At 66.1% G+C, this 20,739-nt stretch carries 23 protein-coding genes; 8 read left to right on the top strand and 15 right to left on the bottom strand.

The window, feature by feature from the left end:
* From C667_RS10140 to C667_RS10115, 7 genes are all read right to left on the bottom strand, one after another.
* On the bottom strand, positions 1-403 hold a 403-nt coding region (locus C667_RS10140), incomplete at its 3' end, for a YbfB/YjiJ family MFS transporter (protein WP_004362187.1).
* A 120-nt stretch (positions 404-523) separates the two neighbouring features.
* On the bottom strand, positions 524-892 hold the full coding sequence (locus C667_RS26185) for a hypothetical protein (RefSeq protein ID WP_083881310.1): 369 nt from the start codon (positions 890-892) through the stop codon (positions 524-526).
* Positions 844-3,159, bottom strand: a complete 2,316-nt coding sequence (locus C667_RS10135; protein ID WP_211207690.1) for a type I restriction endonuclease subunit R — start codon at positions 3,157-3,159, stop codon at positions 844-846. The genes C667_RS26185 and C667_RS10135 overlap by 49 nt, the downstream gene beginning before the upstream one ends.
* A gap of 272 nt (positions 3,160-3,431) precedes the next feature.
* Positions 3,432-3,806, bottom strand: coding sequence for an HVO_A0114 family putative DNA-binding protein (locus tag C667_RS10130; RefSeq protein WP_004362185.1), 375 nt, complete (start codon positions 3,804-3,806; stop codon positions 3,432-3,434).
* A 176-nt stretch (positions 3,807-3,982) separates the two neighbouring features.
* Complete coding sequence (locus C667_RS10125) at positions 3,983-4,390, bottom strand: hypothetical protein (protein WP_004362182.1); 408 nt, start codon at positions 4,388-4,390, stop codon at positions 3,983-3,985.
* Between the two features lie 252 nt (positions 4,391-4,642).
* Positions 4,643-5,014 carry a type II toxin-antitoxin system VapC family toxin gene (locus C667_RS10120; protein WP_004362180.1) on the bottom strand — a complete coding sequence of 124 codons (372 nt, stop codon included), beginning with the start codon at positions 5,012-5,014 and terminating at the stop codon, positions 4,643-4,645.
* The gene (locus C667_RS10115; protein ID WP_004362178.1) at positions 5,011-5,211 is read right to left on the bottom strand and encodes a type II toxin-antitoxin system VapB family antitoxin; all 201 of its coding nucleotides are present in this window, start codon (positions 5,209-5,211) and stop codon (positions 5,011-5,013) included. The genes C667_RS10120 and C667_RS10115 overlap by 4 nt, the downstream gene beginning before the upstream one ends.
* Positions 5,212-5,517: 306 nt before the next feature.
* On the opposite strand from C667_RS10115, the gene C667_RS10110 reads away from it, so the two are divergent.
* The 3 genes from C667_RS10110 to C667_RS10100 all read left to right on the top strand — a co-directional run bounded on the left by C667_RS10110 (position 5,518) and on the right by C667_RS10100 (position 10,035).
* Positions 5,518-7,623, top strand: a complete 2,106-nt coding sequence (locus C667_RS10110) for a TonB-dependent receptor family protein (RefSeq protein WP_004362176.1) — start codon at positions 5,518-5,520, stop codon at positions 7,621-7,623.
* Between the two features lie 572 nt (positions 7,624-8,195).
* Complete coding sequence (locus tag C667_RS10105; protein WP_004362174.1) at positions 8,196-9,641, top strand: solute carrier family 23 protein; 1,446 nt, start codon at positions 8,196-8,198, stop codon at positions 9,639-9,641.
* Positions 9,642-9,648: 7 nt separating this feature from the next.
* Entirely contained in the window at positions 9,649-10,035 is a 387-nt protein-coding gene (locus C667_RS10100; protein ID WP_004362172.1) for a bacteriohemerythrin, read from the top strand.
* Positions 10,036-10,049: 14 nt separating this feature from the next.
* On the opposite strand, the gene C667_RS10095 is transcribed toward C667_RS10100, so the two are convergent.
* The 6 genes from C667_RS10095 to ccoG all read right to left on the bottom strand — a co-directional run bounded on the left by C667_RS10095 (position 10,050) and on the right by ccoG (position 14,349).
* Positions 10,050-10,433: a cupin domain-containing protein gene (locus C667_RS10095; protein ID WP_004362170.1), complete on the bottom strand. Its 384-nt coding sequence runs from the start codon at positions 10,431-10,433 to the stop codon at positions 10,050-10,052.
* 59 nt (positions 10,434-10,492) lie between these two features.
* Positions 10,493-10,864 carry a VOC family protein gene (locus C667_RS10090; protein ID WP_004362168.1) on the bottom strand — a complete coding sequence of 124 codons (372 nt, stop codon included), beginning with the start codon at positions 10,862-10,864 and terminating at the stop codon, positions 10,493-10,495.
* Between the two features lie 458 nt (positions 10,865-11,322).
* Positions 11,323-12,072, bottom strand: coding sequence for an SAM-dependent methyltransferase (locus C667_RS10085; RefSeq protein WP_004362166.1), 750 nt, complete (start codon positions 12,070-12,072; stop codon positions 11,323-11,325).
* A 41-nt stretch (positions 12,073-12,113) separates the two neighbouring features.
* Positions 12,114-12,626 carry a GNAT family N-acetyltransferase gene (locus tag C667_RS10080; RefSeq protein ID WP_004362163.1) on the bottom strand — a complete coding sequence of 171 codons (513 nt, stop codon included), beginning with the start codon at positions 12,624-12,626 and terminating at the stop codon, positions 12,114-12,116.
* Entirely contained in the window at positions 12,623-12,742 is a 120-nt protein-coding gene (locus C667_RS26430; RefSeq protein WP_281054842.1) for a type II toxin -antitoxin system TacA 1-like antitoxin, read from the bottom strand. The genes C667_RS10080 and C667_RS26430 overlap by 4 nt, the downstream gene beginning before the upstream one ends.
* A gap of 209 nt (positions 12,743-12,951) precedes the next feature.
* On the bottom strand, positions 12,952-14,349 hold the full coding sequence (gene ccoG / locus C667_RS10075) for a cytochrome c oxidase accessory protein CcoG (protein ID WP_004362161.1): 1,398 nt from the start codon (positions 14,347-14,349) through the stop codon (positions 12,952-12,954).
* Positions 14,350-14,562: 213 nt separating this feature from the next.
* On the opposite strand from ccoG, the gene C667_RS10070 reads away from it, so the two are divergent.
* Positions 14,563-15,156: a cytochrome c oxidase subunit 3 family protein gene (locus C667_RS10070; protein ID WP_051174662.1), complete on the top strand. Its 594-nt coding sequence runs from the start codon at positions 14,563-14,565 to the stop codon at positions 15,154-15,156.
* A gap of 2 nt (positions 15,157-15,158) precedes the next feature.
* The gene (locus C667_RS10065) at positions 15,159-15,467 is read left to right on the top strand and encodes a hypothetical protein (protein ID WP_039921209.1); all 309 of its coding nucleotides are present in this window, start codon (positions 15,159-15,161) and stop codon (positions 15,465-15,467) included.
* Here the strand turns inward: C667_RS10065 and C667_RS10060 are convergent.
* Together C667_RS10060 and C667_RS10055 are read right to left on the bottom strand one after the other, a co-directional pair.
* The gene (locus C667_RS10060; RefSeq protein ID WP_004362154.1) at positions 15,462-16,874 is read right to left on the bottom strand and encodes an aminotransferase-like domain-containing protein; all 1,413 of its coding nucleotides are present in this window, start codon (positions 16,872-16,874) and stop codon (positions 15,462-15,464) included. The genes C667_RS10065 and C667_RS10060 overlap by 6 nt on opposite strands.
* Positions 16,875-17,220: 346 nt before the next feature.
* Positions 17,221-17,592, bottom strand: a complete 372-nt coding sequence (locus tag C667_RS10055; protein WP_004362152.1) for a VOC family protein — start codon at positions 17,590-17,592, stop codon at positions 17,221-17,223.
* Positions 17,593-17,760: 168 nt separating this feature from the next.
* On the opposite strand from C667_RS10055, the gene C667_RS10050 reads away from it, so the two are divergent.
* The 3 genes from C667_RS10050 to C667_RS10040 form a co-directional block, all read left to right on the top strand.
* On the top strand, positions 17,761-18,021 hold the full coding sequence (locus C667_RS10050) for a hypothetical protein (RefSeq protein WP_004362150.1): 261 nt from the start codon (positions 17,761-17,763) through the stop codon (positions 18,019-18,021).
* Positions 18,022-18,294: 273 nt separating this feature from the next.
* Positions 18,295-20,043, top strand: coding sequence for an arylsulfatase (locus C667_RS10045; protein ID WP_004362149.1), 1,749 nt, complete (start codon positions 18,295-18,297; stop codon positions 20,041-20,043).
* A 4-nt stretch (positions 20,044-20,047) separates the two neighbouring features.
* The coding region (locus C667_RS10040; protein WP_004362147.1) for a multiheme c-type cytochrome at positions 20,048-20,739 on the top strand (692 nt) is incomplete at its 3' end.

Below are 20,739 nucleotides of genomic sequence, written 5' to 3'. Positions count from 1 at the left end.
GCCAGGTCAGCACGCCCGTTCCGGCGATGCCCAGGCCGACGCCCGTATAGACCCAGGCGCCGAGCGCGGTGGCGTGGCGGCGGGCGAGCTCGGGCAGGCACCAGCTGCTGGCGCACACCAGCACCCAGGCGCTGAACACGCCCGCGCTCGCACGCAGCGCCATGCCCAGCCACGGGAAGGCCGTGCCGCCCCAGCTCATCCCGAGGGTGGTCGCGGCGACGCCGATCAGCCCGACCTGCAGGCCGCGCCGGGGCATGCCCGCGAACCACGACGCACTCAGCGCGCCGAGGAGGTAGCCGAGGTAGTTGGCGGTCGCCCACTCCGTGCCGGTGACCGCGTCCAGGCTGCCGTCGCGCAGCATCAGCGGCATCATCGGGGTGAAGGCGAAGCGGCCGATCCCCATCGCGATCGCCAGCGCGACGAGACCGACGAGGACGATCGCGCGGGGTGAGGGTGAGGACGAGGGCTACGCATTCATGGCAGGACAGGCTCCAGGGGAGAGGGACCGGAATGCGATACGCCCTTAAGCGTCGCTCACCGACGGCGAGCGCTGCTGCCGCAGCAGCTCGTAAAGCCGGCCCGGCCCGAGCAGGATGGACTTGATCTCGGCGCGGATGCGCTCGGACTCGAGCGCCTGCCGGCTCATCGAGGTGAAGGCCGAGAGCGCGTCCATCACCGCGTCCAGGATGCGCGCATTTAGATCGGGCGAGTTGCCGAACTGCTCCTTGGTGTTGTTCACCGCCTGCTCGATCAGCGTCTCGCACTCGAGCAGCTTGCCCTTGATCGCGTTGTTCACGTAGAGCAGCTTGTCGCCCTCGGTGAGCTCGCCGATGAAGAGCTGGTTCACCCGCGCGATGATCTCGTCGAGCGCCGCCTTGTGCTTGTCGCGCACCTCGCCGCCGCCGGGGCCGCTGGGCTGGAGCTTGTATTCGCCCTGCCCGGCGTCCAGCGCCAGGCGGCGGCGTGGCGCTTGATCAGGCGGTCCGCCACCGGCACCAGGGCGCGGTCGAGCGCGGACTGGTCCTTGCCGCGCAACACCACCTCGACCACGCGATCGACCTCGAAGCTGTCGTAGAAGCCCAGCCCGTCGAGCTTGGCGCGCAGGGTGTAGATCTGCTCAGGGTCGCTGACGCCGGCGAGCTCGGCGGTGGTGTGATAGACGCGGAAGGCGGCGAGGACCTCGTCGGGGTCATTGACGAAGTCGACCACGTAGGTGGTGTCCTTGCCCGGATGCGCGCGGTTCAGGCGCGACAGCGTCTGCACCGCCTGGATACCGGCCAGGCGCTTGTCGACGTACATGCCGCACAGCAGCGGCTCGTCGAAGCCGGTCTGGAACTTGTTGGCCACCAGCAGGATGGCGTAGTCGCCGCCCTTGAAGGCCTCGCGGATGCCGCGCCCGCGCAGGCGCGGGTTCATCCGCGCGCTGGTCTCGGCGAGCGGCTCGGGCGCGGAATCAGGGTCTTCCACCTCGCCGGAGAACGCCACCAGGGTCTCGATGCGGTAGCCGTGCTCGGCGATGTACCTGCGCATCGCCAGTTGCCAGCGCACCGCCTCCTTGCGGCTCGCGGTCACCACCATGGCCTTGGCCTGGCCGCCGAGCAGCGGCGCCACATGCAGGCGGAAGTGCTCGACCACGATGTGCACGCGCTGCGCGATGTTGTACTCGTGCAGCCGCACCCAGCCCATGATGCCCTTCATGGCGGTTTCACGATCGACCTCGGAATAACGGGTTCCACCTTCATGCGCCAGGTTGAAGGCGACCTTGTAGCTGGTGTAGTTCTGCAGCACGTCGAGGATGAAGCCCTCCTCGATCGCCTGCCGCATCGAATACACGTGGAAGGGCACGGGCAGGTTGTCATCAGCAGGCGGGCGCGCGGGGTCGGGACGGGTGCCGAAGAGCTGCAGCGTCTTGTCCTTGGGCGTGGCGGTGAAGGCGACGAAGGTAATGCCGAGTTCCTTGCCCGCCGCCTTGGCCTGCATCTGCGCGGCGAGCAGGTCCTCGGTGTCGAACTCGCCGCCGTCCTCCAGCTCGGCGAGCTCCGTCGGCGACAGCACCTCCTTGAGCTTGGCCGCGGTCTCGTTGGTCTGCGAGGAATGCGCCTCGTCGGCGATCACCGCAAAGCGCTTGCCCTCGGTCGCCGCCAGCTCGCGCACCTTGTCGAGCGCGCGGGGAAAGGTCTGCAGCGTGCACACCACGATCTTCTTGCCGGCGGCGAGCGCCTCGGCCAGCTCCTGGCTCTTGCTCGCGCCCTCGCCCTTCACCACCGCGACCACGCCCTGGGTGCGCTCGAAGCCCATGATGGCTTCCTGCAACTGGTCGTCGAGCACGGTGCGGTCCGACACCACCACCACCGTGTCGAAGACCTTGCGGTTGTCCGCGTCGTGCAGGTCGGCCAGGAAGTGCGCGGTCCACGCGATCGAGTTGGTCTTGCCCGAGCCGGCCGAGTGCTGGATCAGGTACTTGTCGCCCGGTCCGTCGCGGCGCACGGCGGCGACGATGGCGCGGGTGGCGTCGAGCTGGTGGTAGCGCGGGAAGACGGTGTTGACGAGCTGCCGGGCGTCGTTCTTCCTCGGCACGATGTAGCGGCCGAGGATCTCCAGCCACGAGTCGCGCGCCCACACCGCTTTCCACAGGTAGTCGGTGGCGTAGCCCTGCAGGTTGGGTGGGTTGCCCGCAGCGCCGGCGTCGCCCTGGTCGAAGGGCAGGAACACGGTGTCGAAGCCCTCGAGCTTCGTCGTCATGCGCACCGCCGAGTTGCTCAGCGCAAAGTGCACCAGCGCGCCCTGCGGAAAGGCCAGCAGCGGCTCGACCGCGTTGCTGCCCGCCACGCGCGGCGGGCGGTCCTTGCGGTACTGCAGCACAGCGTCTTCCACCGCCTGGGTGTAGTCGGTCTTGATCTCGCAGGTCGCCACCGGAATGCCATTCACGAACAGCCCGAGGTCGAGGCAGTTCTCGTTGTGCAGGGAGTAGCGCAGCTGGCGCACCACGCGCAGACGGTTGGCGGCGTACTTCGCCTGCAGCTCGGCGTTCATCGCCAGCGCGGGCTTGAACTGCGCCATCGCGATCGGCCGCCGCAGCCCCAGCATCTCGAAGCCCTGGCGCAGCACGTGCAGCGTGCCGTGGTCGGCCCGCGTGCGGCGCAGGCGCTCGCACACCACCTTGCGCGCGTTGGCGCCGTGGGTGTGCTCGATGCTCCCCAGGCTTCGGGCTGCGTCGTCTGGATCCAGCCCACCACGTCGTCGGGGTACAGCGCCAGCGCGCGATCGTATCGTGCGGCATCGGCCGCGTCGTGCAGCCAGCGGGCGGTGGCGAGGTCGCGGCAGATCTCGTCCTCGAGGACTTTTTCGGTGTGGAGGGCGGTCATCGGGAAGCGGTGCAGGTCTTGAACGGATTCGTCATGGCGTTGGAGAAGTCATTGACGCGCCGCCAATCAGGAAATCTCGGCCTGCAGACTGAACCGGCTCGCCGCCGCCCTGACTTCCTTCATGCGCCCGTGACCTGGCAGCACCTTCTCCGCCACGGTCATCAATCCGGCCCGCGCCAACTCATCGATGTCCCGCTTTACCGCACTGCGATCGCGATGCAGACGATGCGCAATCTCGGTGATCGAACCGGGCGTTTCCTTCATCGTCCGGAACAAGGCGAGACGCGTCGCCGTGATCAACTTCATCACGTCGGCAGGGTCCTCGAAGCTGAGAATGCGTTCCTCCGGCAGGCGCTCGCCAAGATCCGCCGCCTTTGCCAGCCTGCGCCCACGCTTGAAGGAGTCCTCTTCGGTTCCCGTCTTGATTGTGAGCTTGCTCATTTACTGTTCCTCAGCGAAATCCAGTCTTCCTCGAACCGCTCTTCGACATCCTCGAAGCTGACGAATTCGACGGGCTCTACAACCCCGAAGTAGTGGCGATGGTGACCGCATTGGGGACAGACACCAAGTCACCCGCGCACTTACGCGACTGCGGTTCAATGCAATAAAGGCAGTATTCAGCACCTCCCGGCCGGCATCGCGGCCAGAACGGGCAGCGCGGTAACCACCAGATAGATCAATGCGCCGACGAAAGCGATCACCGACAGATATTGGCAAGCGGTGTAGAGGTACCAGTAAACCGTCTTCAGCCCTTCAGTCTGACCAGCGGCTTCGCGCTTTTGAACCGCGTGCGAGTGGTGATACCGGAAGAAGGGCACGAGAAGTGCAAGCCCGAGACCAACCGCCATGAAGGCGACGCCAACAAACGACAACTGGGCGAGCCTGGGCGATTTATCGGCAACCTGTGCGATGAAGGCCAGCAACGCAGCGGCACCGCCGCCGTTCACCAGAAGCAGGCCCTTGAACCCCTCGGTCAAAAGCGCAGCGCGTGAGAGTGCGTAATCCTTCGCATCAGGGCGCGACATCAGAATCTCCTTCCGCATGGCGGCACGACCCCACCCGGGCAACGTACGTCGTGACCGCACCGGGGTAGCCCGCGCCGCGCTTCACGGATGCTTTTACTCGGCCACAGGCGAGATCGTCAAAAGGTGCATGCTCAACCGGCTCACAGAACCGGGGTTTGAGCCCGATTTCCCCGCGGCGAGCTCGCGGCAGATCTCGTCTTCGAGGGCCCTTTCGGTTGATGAATATGCATTGTCGAAATTCCGCTGCGCGAATCAGTGGGCGAGCGCATAGGCAAGGCCAAGGCGAGCACTTGCCGCGCCCAGGCGCCGGTCGCGCGTCCACAGCCTGGTTCCAGGCGCCAGCATCACGGCGGCCAGCAGATGCGCATCGATGTAACCGATGCCCAGCCCGAAAAGCGAACGGGCGTCGATGAAGCGGAGCACCTCATCGTCCGTCGCGGCCGCCGCCAGCGGCAGATCGCTCATCGCTCCCAACACGGCAGCACGGTTCTTCAGGTTGCCCAGCGCGACTTCGCCCAGCACGCAGGGATGCATCAACACCCTCCCCGCAGCAAGAAGCCCGGACAGGTGTTCGTCCGATCCGCGCAGGTGATCGATCCAGATCGAGGTATCGACGAGGATCACGCAGCGGATTCCGGGTGTCGCCGCGGGATGTCGTTCAGTTGAGGTTCGGATCCACCCAGCAGGGCCAGGCGCCGCGCGCTTTCGCGCTGGATCAGCGCACGCAGGGCCTCGCGCACCAGCGTGGATTTCTCGGTCAGGCCGGTCAGCGCCTGAGCTTTGGCGAGCAGCTCGTCGTCGAGCGCGAGGGTGGTACGCATGATGGACTCCTTGAGGATACCCGACACGATCTTAGCATCATGTGATGCGCCAAACCGTGCCTATGTGTTAACGGCGGTCGAGTCCCGCACAAATCCGGCGTCCCCATTGGCACGGCACAGCATGGCCTTGATCTCGTGAGCGGAGAGCAGCAGTTTCCAAGCCTCGCATTGACGACATCGCCCCCTCATGCTCAAATGCGATCGCCTTTCAATTGGCAACAATTCTTATTTACCAAATCCAGATCCAGCCAGCCAGTCGCCCTCCTTGCGGCAAGCCAGCCACATTCGCCTGCCAGGAGTGACTTGATGATTCGCCACGCGCTCGCCCCGAGCACCCCCGCCCTCTCCATCCACCGCAAGACCTTGTACCTGGCGGTCGCAGCGACGCTGTCGCTGCCCGGCTCGGTGGTCGCCGCCGAAGTCGCACTGCCCCGCATCGACGTGGTCGGCGACGACGCCGAAGCCCAGCAGCGGATCCCCGGCGCGGTCAACGTCGTAACCAAGGAAAGCCTGGAGCGCGCGCAGCCGCTGTCGACCGAGGCCGCGCTCAAGTCCGTGCCGGGCGTGGTGATCAAGCCGGAAGAGGAGTCGGCGGTCGTCGGCAACATCGGCATGCGCGGCCTGAGCGCGGCCGACTACAAGACCCTCATCCTGGAAGACGGTGTGCCGGTGGCGCCGGGGCTGTTCGTCGGCAACGGGCGCTATTACAACCCGCGCATCCAGCGCATGGAGAGCATCGAGGTGCTCAAGGGCGCGGCGTCGCTGCGTTATGGCCCCAGCACCATCGGCGGCGTCATCAACTACAAGACGAAGACGCCGGAGCCCGGCGTGTCGCTGTCCGGCCGTGTCGGCTCGCACGGCTACAAGGAAGCGACCCTCGAAGCCGGCGGGCAGTCGCCCTCGGGCGACGCGATCGGCGGCCTGGTCTTCACCGATGCGCGCAGCGACGGCTTCCAGGACAAGGGCTTCGAGATGCAGGACCTGATGCTCAAGGGCGGCATGGCGATCGGCGACAACCAGTGGATCGGCGCCAAGTTCACCCACTACGAGAACGACGCCAACATCTCCTATCGCGGCGTATTCCTCGACGCCTACAAGGCGGGCGCGAGCTTCAATCCCGCACCGGACGACTGGTTCCTCACCGAACGCAACTCCTTCGACATCAACCACGAGTGGAGCATCGACGCCGACACCACCCTGAACACCCTGCTCTACTGGAGCGAGATGAGCCGGGACTACTGGCGCTTCGGCACGGTCAGCGGTGCGCCGACGAAGGTCGTGAATGGCCTCACACAGTGGAATTACAGCGACAGCGTCAACGGCAACAACCGCAGCTTCGAACGCCTCGGCCTCGACAGCCGGCTCGCCATCCGCCACGGCAGCTTCGGCATGCGCAACGAGACCGAGCTCGGCGTCCGCGTCATGGATGAGGAGATGGTCGACCAGACCATCAACGCCAAGCGCGCCACGCCCAGAAGCGGCACGCTCGCCAAGGACGTGGTGGACTCGGCAACCAGCTACGCGCTGTTCGCGCAGAACCGCTTCATCGTCAACGACCGTCTCGCAATCACGCCGGGCGTGCGCGTGGAAAGCTACGAGCAGACCCGCGAGGATCTGCAGAAGAATCAGCGCGCCGAAACCTCGAACACCGAGGTGCTGCCCGGACTCGGCATCACCTTCCAGGTCGCGCCCATGGCCCAGCTCTATGGTGGCGTCTACAAGGCCTTCGGCCCGGCGCTCAACGGCGACGCTCTCGAAGGCTACCAGGACCAGCAGCTCGAAGCCGAACGCTCGCTCAACCTCGAGATCGGCGTGCGCGGCAACAACGAGCGTCTGCGCTACGAGCTGACCGCCTTCCGCATGGACTTCGACAACCAGATCATCCCCGCCAACAGCAACAGCGATTTCCAGCGCACCAACGGCGGCGAAACGCTGCATCAGGGCCTGGAGGCGGCGATCGGCTACGACTTCGGCAACGGCTTCAGCGTCGACGCGAACGCGACCTGGATCCCGGATGCCGAGTTCCTCGGCAACCGCTACAAGGCCGACGGCTCGCTCGACATCCCCGACGGCAACCGGGTGACCTACGCGCCGGAATGGGTCGCCAACCTCATCCTCGCCTACCAGTCCGGGCCGCTGAAGACCGCCCTAAGCGTCAACTACATCGACGAGCAATTCACCGACGCCGCCAACACCGTGGCGCTCAAGGAGAACACCTCGGGCTTCTTCACCGGCCAGCTCGACGCCTACACCACGGTCGACCTGACCGCCAGCTACGCGATCAACAAGCAGTTCAGCGTCTTCGGGGCGGTGAAGAACCTCACCGACGAGCGCTACGTCGCGAGCCTGCGCCAGGGCATCTACGTCGGGCCGGAGCGCTCGGTCGAGGTGGGCGCGAAGTACCGCTTCTGACGACGCACCAGCGACAGGGAGGGGGCGGGGACAGTCAAAAGAAAGACCTGACCCCGTCTGATTGCTCGTCTATGTTGAAGCAATGGCCCGGGCAACCGCGCCAACCGCGCCAACCGCGCCAACCGCGCCAACCGCGCAAGCCCCGCCATCGCTCACGGTCGAAACGGCCACCCTGAACCAGCCGATCGATCCATCAAGCTGATCCATCACGCTCGCTGTTTGCGCGACCTGACACACACGACCAGCCACGCAGCGGAGTCGCAGACCCCGCCCGACGGGCTGGCGGTGCATGCGTCACAAGCGAAGCGGTCAGGTGTCGCCGGCCTTCCGCCAACACCGGAACGCCCTGCGGATTCGGAGAATCACGATGACGTTTCCCGGTCTCGGTGGGGCAGCCGACTCCCTGATGGCGCGAAGGCCTGACGGTCTCATCCATGGACTGGACGACAAGCCGCAAGCGCTGACGCTGGCTGCGCTCGGCCTCCAGCACTTCATGGTCGCCGCGCCGAACCTGGCGATCGTCGTCATGATCTGCCGAGCCGCAGGTGTCGACGCAGCGACCGCCGAGGGGGGTGCTCTCGTTCTCACTCATCGTGCTGGCCATTGCGACCCTGGTCCAGTGCAGCAGACGACTGGGCTCGGGATATTTCATCGTCGCCTGCAACTCGGGGATCTATCTGTCGGCCTCGCTCGCCGCTGCAGCAGGCGGGCTGCCGGTGGTGTGCGGGATGACGCTGGTCGCCGGGATCTTCCAGGCCTTCTTCGCCAGCCTGCTGGTACGCGCCCGTCGATTCTTTCCCAATGAGATCGTCGCGCTCTCGATCATCATCGTCGGCATCGAGATCGGCGTCATCGGCCTGACGCGCCTCTCCGGCGCCGGCGTCCCCGGCCTGGTGGTTGGCGGTGCGACCTTCTTCGTCTCGGTGGTCTTCGGCGTCTTCGGTCGCGGCAGCTGGCGCCTGTATTGCTCCCTGCTCGGCATGAGCTGCGGCTATCTCATGCATCTGGCCTCCGGCATCCCCGGCCCGGGCAGCGCAGGCGACGCCTTCTCGTCGGCGCTGTTCGGCCTGCCCTCCTTCGCGCACCTGAAGCTCGAATTCGACCTCGGCTACTTGCTGCCCTTTTTGTTCGCCGCGGTGGCCGCCTCGCTCAAGACCATGGGCGCCGTCGACATCTGCGCCCGGATCAACGACGCCGCCTGGGTTCGGCCAGAGATACGCGCGATCCGGCGCGGCGTACTCGCCGACGGGCTGTCCACCGCCCTGTCCGGCATGTTCGGCAGCACCGGCACGAACTCCTCGACCTCGAGCGTTGGGGTCTCGCACGCGAGCGGCGCAACCAGCCGCGTCATCGGCATCGCCGTCGCCGCCTGGATGCTCGCGTTCGCGCTCAGTCCGGCCTTCACGCACCTCGTGGTCAACCTGCCGGATCCCGTGGTCGGCGGAACGCTGGTCTTCACCGGCTGCCTGGTCATCGCCAACGGATTCCAGATCCTCGGCACCGTCCCGATGGACATGCGCAGGGCCGGAGTGGTCGCATTTCCGCTCCTCGTGGCGATCGCGCGCGTCGCCAACGCCCCCCTGTTCGCGCAGTTGCCCGACTCGGTGAAGCCGCTGATGTCCTCCGCGCTCGCGATCGGCGTCTTCACGGCGCTGCTGGTCAACGCATTCCTCAGCTGGGGCAACGCCCGGCGAGCCACGATCGCCCTCGATCCCGCCCATCCCGTCGGCGAGCAGCTGCGGCGGGTGGAGAGGATCCTCCGCGAATGGAACGTGGCCCACAACGTCAAGGTTCGCGTCATGCTCACGCTGCGCGAGCTGCTCGATGAGCACGCCTCCAGCCTGAAGCTCGAGTTCAACGGCTGCACGCTGCACGTCAACCTCACGCGCACCGGCTCCTCGCAGGACGCGCAAACCACCCCGCACGGCCGCTTCTTCAGCGACCGGGTCAGCGACGCGATGGCCCGCCGCAAGCGCGCGGACGGCAGCAGCGTCATCTCGCTATGCTTCGAACAGTGAGGCCGTCATGCCCATCGCGATGTGGACACCGGAGCTTTCGCTGGGTGTCGAGAGCCTGGACGCCGACCACCGGCAACTGATCGACACGCTGAACCAGGTGTTCGATGCGCTGCTGTTCGATCGCAGCTCGTCGGCCCTGCACGGCGCGCTCGCCACCCTGAACGACTACGTGACCGGCCACTTCGCACGCGAGGAGGCCTGGATGCAGGCACGAAACCATCCAGACCTGGTCCGCCATCGCCAGGAACACGAAGCCCTGCGCGATCAGCTCGCGCTCCTGTGTGCCATGCGCGAGCTGTCGGACCAGGAGCGTTCGGTCGAGCTCCTGATGGTCCTGCGCGACTGGCTGCTCGGCCACATCGCCCACTCGGACCGCGACGCGTCCGCGGCGTGAACCGCCGGGAGCCTCTACTCGACAACGTAGGGCTGCACCTGGTCCTGCTCCGCGGGATGGTTGCGCGCCACCACGGCACGGGCCGCCTCCGTGGCGCTCAGGTTGACCGCCTCGTGGGGGACCCCTGCCGGGACGAACAGGAACTCCCCGGCTTCGCTGATCACCTCGTTCTCGAGCCGGGCGCCCCAGCGCGTAAGCACCCTGCCCTCCAGCACATAGATCCCGGTCTCGTACCCCACATGGCAGTGCGGCTCCGACCTCGCCCCGGGCGGAATCGTCACCAGGTGCATGCTCAGCCCGCGCGCTCCGACCGTCTGTCCCGAGATGCCGACAAAATACGGTAGTCGTTGACGCGTCAGGACCTCACGGTCGGGACGGATCGCTCGTACTTCCTGCATATCGACCTCCTCCTCGGGCAGCGCTTCGTGGCCCCACCGAGCCGTTCAACAGCAGCGGGCTACCCGGCCTCGGAGCAGAACCACAGCTTGTTGCCCTCGCTGTCCAGCAAGGCGCCGACCCAGTAACCGTCGTCGTAGAGTTGCACGGCGTCGCTGATCGTGACGCCGCGCGCGGCCAGCTCCCGCGCCAGCCGCGGCGCGTCCGCGACCGCAACGGTCAGCCGCGGATAGCGCGACTTCTCCGCCCCGCTGCCGGGTCCGGCAAGCGGCTTGAGCAGGATCGTCAGGTCGCCCAGGGCGAAGCCGACGTCACCGTCTGCCTGGGGCCTGCGTTCGAGACCCAGCCTGGTCCGGTAGAAATCCTCCGCCCTCGCCAGGTCGTCGACGGCGAGGGCCACGACTTTGAGCGCCTGCCATCCCAGCGTGTCCATCTCCGCACCTCGCCGATCGCCGATGTGACGCTCTCTTTATAGACGAGCGCTGACTGCCCCGGGCGAAGATGGGTTACGGGGTCAGGTCTTTCATTTGCTCGTCTGTCACGGGCCGGTTGCGACCCAGAGCCTCCTGGTGACATTGTCTCGAGCGAGACGGCAGCATGCAGGTCATCAAGCCGCCACGTCCCCCGCCCTCAGGAGCACGGCGGCGATCAGGGAAAATGCATTCCGAGTGCGGAGACCCTGCACCGACCTCCTGTATGGCCTCGGCGCTCAATACATGGTTACTGATCGGGTCGGCATTGTCGGTGAGTGGGAGTGGTATGACATGGATGATGATGTGGATCTGCTGTCCGTCGGTGTAATGATCAAGTTCTAAGCGGCTCGATCAAGCCCGATAGAGGAGGCCCCGGCAGGGGCCTTCTTTTTGTCCGATCCTTCCGACTCTGCAACCATCAGACCCGCGACATCAGCGCGAACACGCCCCAGCCCAGGTACTCGCGTGTGTAAGCGGCATGGCGCACGGGCTCCGAGCGCAGTCTGGCGCGAACCTCCTCGGCGAGCTCATCGCCCGGATTGGCGTCCAACCATCGGCGCAGGGTGAGCCATTTGGCCGCCTCGTATCGGTCCCAGCTGTCCTGGTCCGCCAGCACCATCTCGACGACGTCGTACCCAAGCGCGCCGAAGGACGCGAGCAGCGCTGGCAGCATGAGAAAGTCGGAGATCGAGCCCGCAAGACACTGCCTCGCAACCTCATCCGTCGGCGGCAATTGCCGCCAGTAAGGCTCGCCAATCAGGATGATCCCGCCGGGGTGCAGGCTTCGCGCCAGCAGTTCGATCGTGCCGGCAACCCCCGCGCCAATCCATGTCGCGCCGATGCAGGCGGCCACATCCACCTTGTCGTCGGAGACAAAACCCGCAGCATCGCCATGGATGAACGTGACTTGACCGCCAACGCCAAGTTCAACCGCACGGCGTTTCGCCTGCTCGGTGAACAGTTGGCTCATGTCGATGCCGATGCCGGTGATGCCATGATCGCGTGCCCAGGTGCACAACATCTCCCCCGAACCGCTGCCGAGGTCGAGCACCCGCGCCCCCGGCTCCAGCCGCAGCGCGGCGCCGAGCGTGGCGAGCTTTTCGGGGGTGAGCGGGTTGTGGATGCGGTGAGCGCTCTCGCTGATGTTGAAGATTCGCGGAATATCCACGGTGGAAAATCTCCTTTCGGTCAGTCAGTCTGCATGCATGCTCAATTTCTCGGATTGCGAGATTGCAGGGCGGTTGTCAAGGGAAGGAACAGCGTTAGTGGAGAGTCAGGCAGTGCGATGAAACCATGATGCCCAAAGAAGGCGGCCGCGTGGCCGTCCTTGGCATCGACCATCAAGGCATGCGCGGCAATCTCGGGACGGGCGGCTCGCTCGAGCGCATCGGCCAGCAGCGCACCACCCAGACCCTGCCCGCTGAATGCCTCATCAACAGCCAGGCACCCCATGCGGACGGCTGGCACAGTCGGGTAGCGCGGGAGCTTCTTGCTGATGCTAGCCGGGAGATCGGCCAGCGTCAGGCTTGCCGAAGCGAGGGTGTAGTAGCCGGCGATGCGCGGCCGATCGGCCAGCGCCACGAAGCAAGCCGCCACGCGACGCCGAATGTCTTGGGTGACTTGCTCTCGTAAGTACCGGTCGAGCGGATCGGAAGCACTGTGGAACCCAGTACGCTCATGCGCGGCATCAAGCGGCGCGACGAGGAACGGTGCGTTGCTCATTCAGCACGCAAGAGCTTGCGACGACGAGCAAAAGCACGCTCCAAGGCTGGGGCTGGTTGCGGGGGCGATAGCAGCGCCTGCGCAAAGCACTCCTGATCGGCGAGCAAAAGACGGATGACTTCTCCCTGAAATTAGACGGCACGTTGCCGTACGTACTGTGCGTACCAACCGCCGAGTTGCTCACGCCAGCGCTCGACAGATTTTGCGTCGACGCAGAAGCGCGCAAGCGCGCTCTGGATAGGCTGACTCGTGGCGGAACTGGCGGACCCGGCCATCGAGCAGGCGGTGATCGTTCTCGTTGTGGCGCTACATGTTGGTTGTCTGTTCAGTGGGTGGGCAGGATGAAGGTGCTCATCTCGCGCACGGCGAGACTGCGGTCGTGTAGCGCCACGGTCTCGAACGCGATCGGCTGCGCACCAGACGGCATGCCTTCGAGCGGGGATGACAGGGTGAGCGTGACGGTGTGGACGCGCCCCGGCTCGACCCCGAACTCGGTGCCCCCCTCGATCCGCAGCCCCGGCAGGCCGCTCACGGCGATGCGGAACTGACGAGTCGCCTCTTCCATGTTGATGAGCTTTAGGGTGTAGCTGTTCTCGATCCGGCCCTCGGTGGTCTCCTGCATCAGCGCACCGCGATCCCGGTGCACTTCCACCCGCAGCAGCACACGCTCGGTCAGCGTCCATGCACCCAGCGCCGCGAACACCAGCAGCAAGCCAACGTAGCTCCGTGTCCGTGGCCGTGACCAGACCCTGGCGACCTTGGGCTGACCGGCAAGCTCGCCTTCGCTCGCGAACCGGATCAAGCCGCGCGGTGCGCCGATCTTGTCCATGACCTCGTCGCAACCGTCGATACACAGGCCGCAGTTGATGCATTGGTATTGCAGGCCGTCCCGAATGTCGATTCCCGTCGGACACACCTGTACGCAGATCCCGCAGTCGATGCAGTCGCCCTTGTTGCCGGCCTGCCGCAAGGCGCCACGGGGTTCTCCGCGCTGGGCGTCGTAGCTGACGTTCGCCGTCTCCGAATCGATCATCACGCCCTGGAAGCGCGAGTAAGGACACATGTGCTGGCATACGGCCTCGCGTGCCAGCCCCGCCTGCAGATAGGTGAAGGTCGCGTAGAAGAGCAGCCAGAAGGTTTCCCAGGGGCCTGTCTGCAAACTGGCGATCGCTGGTAGCAGTTCCCGAATCGGCGTGAAGTAGCCGACGAAGGTGATCGCGGTCCACGCGGCCACCAGCGCCCAGATGCCGTGCTTGATCGACTTGATCAGCAACTTGCGCGCGGACATCGGACCCTGGTCGAGGCGCAGGCGCGCGAGGTGGTCGCCCTCGACCCTGCCTTCGATCCACACGAAGATCGACGTATAGACCGTCTGCGGACAGGCAAAGCCGCAGAACAGGCGCCCTGCGATGGCGGTGGTGAAGAACAGTGCGGTCGCCGCGAGGATCAGGATGAAGGCGAGCAGCAGCGCATCCTGCGGCCACAGCACGAGGTCGAAGAGGTATAGCTTCTCGTCGGCGATGTCGAACAGGATCGCCTGTCGCGTGCCGGCTTCGGTTACCCACGGCAACCAGCACGCGCCGTAGAACACGATCTGGGTGAGCCAGACCATGGCCCAGCGCAGGCTGTTGAAACGGCCTTGCACCGCTTTGGCGTGGATCTTTCCCTTCTTGCGATAAAACTCCAGCTTGGCTTCGCGCACCTTGCTGACGGCTGGGTTCATGGATGTGCTCCGGCTCTGACGATGGCCGGAAGTACATCACCGCGTGCGAGACCGAGGCAGCTTCAGTTTGTGCGATTTGGAACAGGTACAGATCATACGCAGCCGCTTCGCTGTGCCTGATGACTATCCGCCCGACTGTTCCTGTCCTCGCCTCGGCAGGCGCCCACAATCACGGTATCGAATCAGGAGTGGAACACCGTGATCGCCAATACGATGAGTTTGCCCACCCCATTGGGCGACGCACCCCCCGCCACCGGCCGGGTGCCCGGCAACAAGGGGATCTGGGTCGGGATCTGCTGCGAGTTCGTCGAGTTCCTGGTGCTGTTCATCGTGTATTTCGTCGCACGCGCGCACTTTCCCGACGCCTTCCATAGCGGGGCGGAGCGGCTCTCGCAGACCGCCGGCGTGGTGATCACCCTGCTGATGGTGAGCAGCAGTTTCTTCATCGCCTGCTCGGTGACGAGCCTGCGCGCCGGGCGCAGGCGCCACTCGATCGGCTGGCTGATCGCGGGCCTGGTCGCGGCGCTGGGCTATCCGGTGGCGAAATATCTCGAGATCCGGTGGAACCTCGCCCACGGTATCGATGGCGAGTCGGGGATCTTCTTCACCGTCTATTACTACCTGACCTTCACCCATATGGTGCATGCCTTCTGGGGCATCCTCGGCATCCTTTGGGTCCTGGCCCGACACGGGTTCGGAATCTATACCGCCGACGAGCACAGCGGTCTGGAAGCGCTCGCCAGCTACTGGCACGCGACCGACATCATCTGGCTGGTCATCTTCCCCTTCTTCTACGTCCTGGCCTGATCATGGAATCCATCGAGCGCAAACCCGCCACTTCACTCCGGCCCCTGGTCCTGACCTGGCTGGCCCTGGTCGCGCTGACCCTGCTCGGCCCGCTACTCGGTAACGGTCTCGGGGGGCAGGAAGCTGTTCAGTTGATCGTGGCCGCGATCATCTGGATCAAGGGCCACCTGGTCGCCCGCCACTTCATCGAGGCGGAACGGGCTCACCCCTTCCTGCGCAATGTGCTGCGATTCTTCATCGCCTTCACGCCGATCGCGATCGTGCTGACGACCTTCTTCGGCGACCGCTTCGCCCGCTTTGTGACCTTATAGCTGCCGCTTGATCAGCCTGCCGAGCATCACCAGGGCCTGATCCTGGCGGGGCGTCGCAGGATGGCCGAAGTTGAGCCGCAGGTAGTTTGGAAACTCCCGCTTCGCGGAAAAGATCGGTCCCGGTGCGATGCTGATGCCGTGCTCGAGCGCTTCTTCGTGCAAGCGCAGCGCATCCACACGGGCGGGCAGTTCCAGCCATAGAAAGTAGCCGCCGTCCGGCCGCGCCAGGCGGATACCGCCGGGAAAATGCGCTTCGATGCCGGCCAGGAGTTGCGCTTCCTGGGCGGCAAGCTGCCTGCGCAACTGACGCAGGTGATTGTCGAAGCCGCCATGCTTCATGTAGTCGGCCAGGGCGATCTGCAGCGGGACGGCCGTGGCCAGGCTGGTCGAGTACTTCTGCCGCTGCACCTGCTTGGCGAAACGCCCGGCCGCGACCCACCCGACGCGATAACCCGGAGCGAGGCACTTCGAGAACGACGACACGTGCAGCACGAGTCCATCGGTGTCCATCGCCTTGCTGCACAACGGCGCCTCTGGCCCGAAGTACAACTCGGCGTAGACATCATCCTCGATCAGCGGAACCTGGTGCTTGTGCAGCAGCGCCACCAACGCACGCCTGCTCTCGTCCGAGACGCAACTGCCGGTCGGGTTGGCGAAATTCAGCATGAACAGGCAGGCCTTGATCGGATGATGGCGCAGCGCGTCGGCCAGCGCATCCAGGCTGACCCCGGCGCGCGGGTGGCTCGGGATCTCGATGACCTCGAGCCCCAGGCGCTCGCTGGCCTGCAGGCCCGCATAGAAGGTGGGCGATTCGATCGCGATCAGATCGCCGGGTCGGGTCAACGCTTGCAGGCAGAGGTTGAGCCCTTCCATCGCGCCCGACGTGACGACGATTTCCTGCGGCGACACCGAGGCGCCATGGGCGAGATATCGCAGCGCGAGTTGTCGGCGCAGTTCGTCGTTGCCCGGCGGCAGGTCGGTCACCGTGGCCAGCGGATCCAGATGACGTGCCGCCGCAGCAAGGAAGCGGCCGAGTTTGTCGAGCGGATAGAGCCGCGCGTCGGGAAAGCTCGACCCCAACGGGACGATGGCGGGATCCCGCACGCTGTCGAGGATCTGGAAGATGAAGTCGCTGACCTCGAGTGCTGTCGACCCGCCCACCGGATGGGTCATAGCCGGCTCGGGGAGCTTGCTCCCAAGCCGCGCACGCACGAAGTAGCCCGACTTCGGCCGCGCCTCGATCAGGCCTCGGCTCTCAAGCAGGTGGTAGGCCCGAGTGACCGTGATCGGGCTGATGCCATGGGTCTTGCAGGCCTGGCGGACGGAAGGCAGCCTCTCGCCGGGGCGCATCACGCCCTCGGCGATCAGCTTCGCGGTCCGGTCGGCAAGATCATGGTAGAGGCCCATGCGGGGATCTTAGCTGCAAAGCAGTGGAACACCTTTGGCATGGATCATTCCTCAGGGACGCTTTGCATAAGGGTCGAAGGCTCCATGAAGGCCCCCGTCCAGTTGCACTGCTCCCGCCAAATCTGCGCACGCGGGACGGAGGTTGACGTCGCTGTGCTTCTTTTGCCCAGGTGGCAGCTCTTGGGGGAACAGCCATTTGACGATCCCCTTCCCGGTAAGAGTGAAATCCGCTCCTGGCCGGACGAAGTCTGTGGGACAGGACGAGACCACGCACGGCAAGGGCACACCGACCCTCGCGAGGCCTCCTGTGTGGCGACTGCACGATCGGCAGTTCAACAGCAGCGAGCTACCCAGCCTCGGAGCAGAACCACAGCTTGTTGCCCTCGCTGTCCAGGAAGGCGCCGACCCAGTAACCGTCGTCGTAGAGTTGCACGGCGTCGCTGATCGTGACGCCGCGCGCGGCCAGGTCCCGCGCCAGCCGCGGCGCGTCCGCAACCGCAATGGTCAGCCGCGGATACGGCGACTTCTCCGCCCCGCCGCCAGGTGCGGAGAGCGGCTTGAGCAGGATCGTCAGGCCGCCCAGGGCGAAGCCGACGTCACCGTCTGCCTGGAGCCTGCGCTCGAGACCGAGCCTGCTCCGGTAGAAAGACTCCGCCCTCGCCAAGTCGTCGACGGCGAGGGCCACCACCTTCAGTTCCTGCCATCCCAGCGTGTCCATCTCCGCACCTCGCCGATCGCCGATGTGACGCTCTCTTTATAGACGACCGCTCACTGCCCCGGACAAACGCTCCTCGCACCGGCTACCGCCGCCGGCCCGCCGCACCATTTTCCGGCAGCGTTGTCCACTTCTGCACTGGGCACACGCTGAAAGCCCCGGGAGACCGCGATGACCAACGCAACCGACCGTGGCACCCCCCTGACGCTGCGTGAAGCAGCGAAGTTGCTGACCGGCGAAGGCATGTCGGCGCACGATGCCGAAGTCCTGCTCGCAAACGCGATACAGCAATGCGAGTTGCACGCCAACGTCAAGCGCTGGGCCACCGAACAATGGGATGGGCCACTGCTGCCGGGCAACATCAACCCGCGCGAAACCCACATCGAACGCAGCGACCTGGACGCTTGGCGCAGCAGCGGCGAAGCCGCTTGATCCTTCGCGCGGCGAAGGCGCAACGCGTTCCCGGCCACCGGCGCGAAACTCGGACAAATCGCCGTAGCGGCAATCGGCGGCGACAGCAACAGGCCGAAACGCGGGATAGCGCACCCCGGCCGAGACCGCAGTCCGCAGTCCGCAGTCCGCAGTCCGCAGTCCGCAGTCATCGTTCCACTCTGCGGAACATCCTCACATCGCGCTGCTTTTCTCGAGAATTGAATTAAATTTATGGAACCGGATACAAGCCGGACTTATTCCAGGAGACCGACAATGAAAGCAGCGCTCGCGACCCTGCTGATCCCGGTGGCCACGCTCGCCATCGGCATCCAGGCCGGCCACGCCGCCCCGCCGGCCAAGGCGGACCGCCCCAACATCCTGCTGATCATGGCCGACGACCTCGGCTACACCGATATCGGTAGCTACGGCAGCGAGATCGCCACCCCCAACCTCGACGCCCTGGCCGACAGCGGGGTCAAGATGACCCAGTTCTACGCCTCGCCGTTCTGTTCGCCGACGCGCGCGATGCTGATGTCCGGCACCGACAACCACCTCGTCGGCTTCGGCGACATGTCCGAGCTGATGCTGCCCGAGCAGCGCGGCAAGCCCGGCTACGAGGGCAACCTCAACGAGCGCGTGGTGCCGATGGCGCAGGTGCTGCGCGACGCCGGCTATCGCACGCTGATGACCGGCAAGTGGCACCTCGGCGTGCCCGAGCAGCACAGCCCGGCGGCGCGCGGCTTCGACCAGTCGTACGCGCTCGTGCATGGCGGCTCCAGCCACTGGAGCGACGGCGCGGGCATCGTCGCGGCCGATCCGGCCAAGCCGCCCAAGGCCATCTACCGCGAGAACGGCAAGGAGGCGACGCTGCCGAAGGACTTCTTCTCGTCCGACTTCTTCACCTCGCGCCTGATCGATTACATCGACGCCGGCAAGGACACGGGCAAGCCCTTCTTCGCCTACCTCGCCTTCACCGCGCCGCACTGGCCGCTGCACGCGCACGACGCCGACATCGCCAAGTACGAGCAGCGCTACAAGGACGGCTACGACAAGCTGCGCCGCGAGCGCCTCGAGCGCATGAAGAAGCTCGGCCTGGTGGCCGCCGACACGCCGGTGTTCGAAGGCCATCCGCTGTGGCCGAAGTGGGACAGCCTGAGCGAGGCCGAGAAGGCCTCCGAGGCCAAGCGCATGACGGTCTATGCGGCGATGGTCGACAACATGGACCAGAACATCGGCCGCATGCTCGCCTACCTGAAGAAGACCGGCCAGCTCGACAACACCTTCATCTTCTTCCTGTCCGACAACGGCGCCGACGGCAACTCGGTCTACGACGTGGCGCGCACCCGCGAGTGGATCCACAAGGACATGGACAACAGCATCGCGCACATCGGCAAGTCGGGCTCCTACGCCGAGTACGGCCCGGGCTGGGCGCAGGTGGGCTCGACGCCGTTCCGCATGTTCAAGTCCTTCATGTACGAGGGCGGCATCGCCGTGCCGGCGATCGCCTGGGGTCCGGGCGTGCAGGGGGGCAAGGTCAAGTCGGCCGTGGCCCACGTGACCGACATCGCCCCCACGCTGTTCGAGCTCGCCGGCACCAAGCACCCGGGCACCGAGTACCAGGGCAAGCCCGTGCTGCCGCTGCGCGGCGCCTCGATGCTGCCGCTGCTGCAGGGGCGCGAGCAGCTCGTGCATGGCGCGAACGAGGCGATCGGCTGGGAGCTGGGCGGGCGCAAGGCGCTGCGCAAGGGCGACTGGAAGATCGTGTCCGCGAACCAGCCCTGGGGCACGGGCGAGTGGGAGCTCTTCAACATCGCGCAGGACCGCAGCGAGAGCCGCAACCTGGCCGCTGCCAACCCGCAGAAGCTGGGCGAGCTGCTGGTAGCCTGGCGCGACTACGTGCGCGAGACCGGCACGCTGGAGATCCCCAACCTCGCCAACCGTCCCGGCTACAGCAACGGCGCCAAGTACTACGAGGACCTGAAGTACGAGGCCACCCTCGTCCCGCGCACGGCCAAGCCCTGAGCGCATGCGCCTCGCCGCCCTGCTCCTCGCCCTCGTCCTGATGGTGCCGGCCGCGTTCGCGGCCGCGCCCCAGGCGGGGGCGCGGCCCGACCACGTCGCCGACCGCGACTGCCTCGCCTGCCACCCGGACCAGGCGAGCGCGTGGGCGGAATCGAAGCACCGCCATGCGATGCAGCCGGCGACGGCGCAGACCGTGCTCGGCGACTTCGGCGACGTCCGCTTCGGCGAGGGCGCGGCGGCGGCGCGTTTCTTCCGCCGCGGCGGCGACTTCGTGGTCGCCGCGCAGGGCGCCGACGGCCGCACGCAGGAGCTCGCGGCCAGCCACGTCTTCGGCATCCGGCCGCTGCAGCAGGTGCTGCTGCCGCAGGAGGGCGGGCGCCTGCAGGCCTTCACGATCGCCTGGGATACCACCCGCAAGACCTGGTTCTCGCTGCACACCGACGGCCCGGTGCCCCCGGGAGACAACCTGCACTGGAGCGGGCGCTACCAGAACTGGAACCTGATGTGCGGCGAGTGCCACACCACCGCCTACCGCAAGGGCTACGACGACGAACACGACCGCTACGCCACCACCTGGGCCGAGGCCAACGTGGGCTGCCAGGCCTGCCACGGCCCCGGCCGCGCGCACGCCGAGAGCGCCGGCAGGCTCGCCGCGTCGGGCGAGCGCACGCAGCGGCCGGTGGCGACCCCGAACCG

It is taken from the genome of Thauera phenylacetica B4P, assembly GCF_000310225.1.
Lineage (GTDB): Bacteria > Pseudomonadota > Gammaproteobacteria > Burkholderiales > Rhodocyclaceae > Thauera > Thauera phenylacetica.
Note: the sequence above shows the minus strand (reverse complement) of the source record. Positions and strands in the feature narration are given on the sequence as shown.

What these genes read in the sequence shown, in the direction of transcription:
- C667_RS10130 (WP_004362185.1), bottom strand. Translation starts at nt 3,806, where the DNA reads ATGAGCAAGCTCACAATCAAGACGGGAACCGAAGAGGACTCCTTCAAG.
- C667_RS10125 (WP_004362182.1), bottom strand. Translation starts at nt 4,390, where the DNA reads ATGTCGCGCCCTGATGCGAAGGATTACGCACTCTCACGCGCTGCGCTT.
- C667_RS10115 (WP_004362178.1), bottom strand. Translation starts at nt 5,211, where the DNA reads ATGCGTACCACCCTCGCGCTCGACGACGAGCTGCTCGCCAAAGCTCAG.
- C667_RS10110 (WP_004362176.1), top strand. Translation starts at nt 5,518, where the DNA reads ATGATTCGCCACGCGCTCGCCCCGAGCACCCCCGCCCTCTCCATCCAC.
- C667_RS10100 (WP_004362172.1), top strand. Translation starts at nt 9,649, where the DNA reads ATGCCCATCGCGATGTGGACACCGGAGCTTTCGCTGGGTGTCGAGAGC.
- C667_RS10095 (WP_004362170.1), bottom strand. Translation starts at nt 10,433, where the DNA reads ATGCAGGAAGTACGAGCGATCCGTCCCGACCGTGAGGTCCTGACGCGT.
- C667_RS10090 (WP_004362168.1), bottom strand. Translation starts at nt 10,864, where the DNA reads ATGGACACGCTGGGATGGCAGGCGCTCAAAGTCGTGGCCCTCGCCGTC.
- C667_RS10080 (WP_004362163.1), bottom strand. Translation starts at nt 12,626, where the DNA reads ATGAGCAACGCACCGTTCCTCGTCGCGCCGCTTGATGCCGCGCATGAG.
- ccoG (WP_004362161.1), bottom strand. Translation starts at nt 14,349, where the DNA reads ATGAACCCAGCCGTCAGCAAGGTGCGCGAAGCCAAGCTGGAGTTTTAT.
- C667_RS10070 (WP_051174662.1), top strand. Translation starts at nt 14,563, where the DNA reads ATGAGTTTGCCCACCCCATTGGGCGACGCACCCCCCGCCACCGGCCGG.
- C667_RS10065 (WP_039921209.1), top strand. Translation starts at nt 15,159, where the DNA reads ATGGAATCCATCGAGCGCAAACCCGCCACTTCACTCCGGCCCCTGGTC.
- C667_RS10060 (WP_004362154.1), bottom strand. Translation starts at nt 16,874, where the DNA reads ATGGGCCTCTACCATGATCTTGCCGACCGGACCGCGAAGCTGATCGCC.
- C667_RS10055 (WP_004362152.1), bottom strand. Translation starts at nt 17,592, where the DNA reads ATGGACACGCTGGGATGGCAGGAACTGAAGGTGGTGGCCCTCGCCGTC.
- C667_RS10050 (WP_004362150.1), top strand. Translation starts at nt 17,761, where the DNA reads ATGACCAACGCAACCGACCGTGGCACCCCCCTGACGCTGCGTGAAGCA.
- C667_RS10045 (WP_004362149.1), top strand. Translation starts at nt 18,295, where the DNA reads ATGAAAGCAGCGCTCGCGACCCTGCTGATCCCGGTGGCCACGCTCGCC.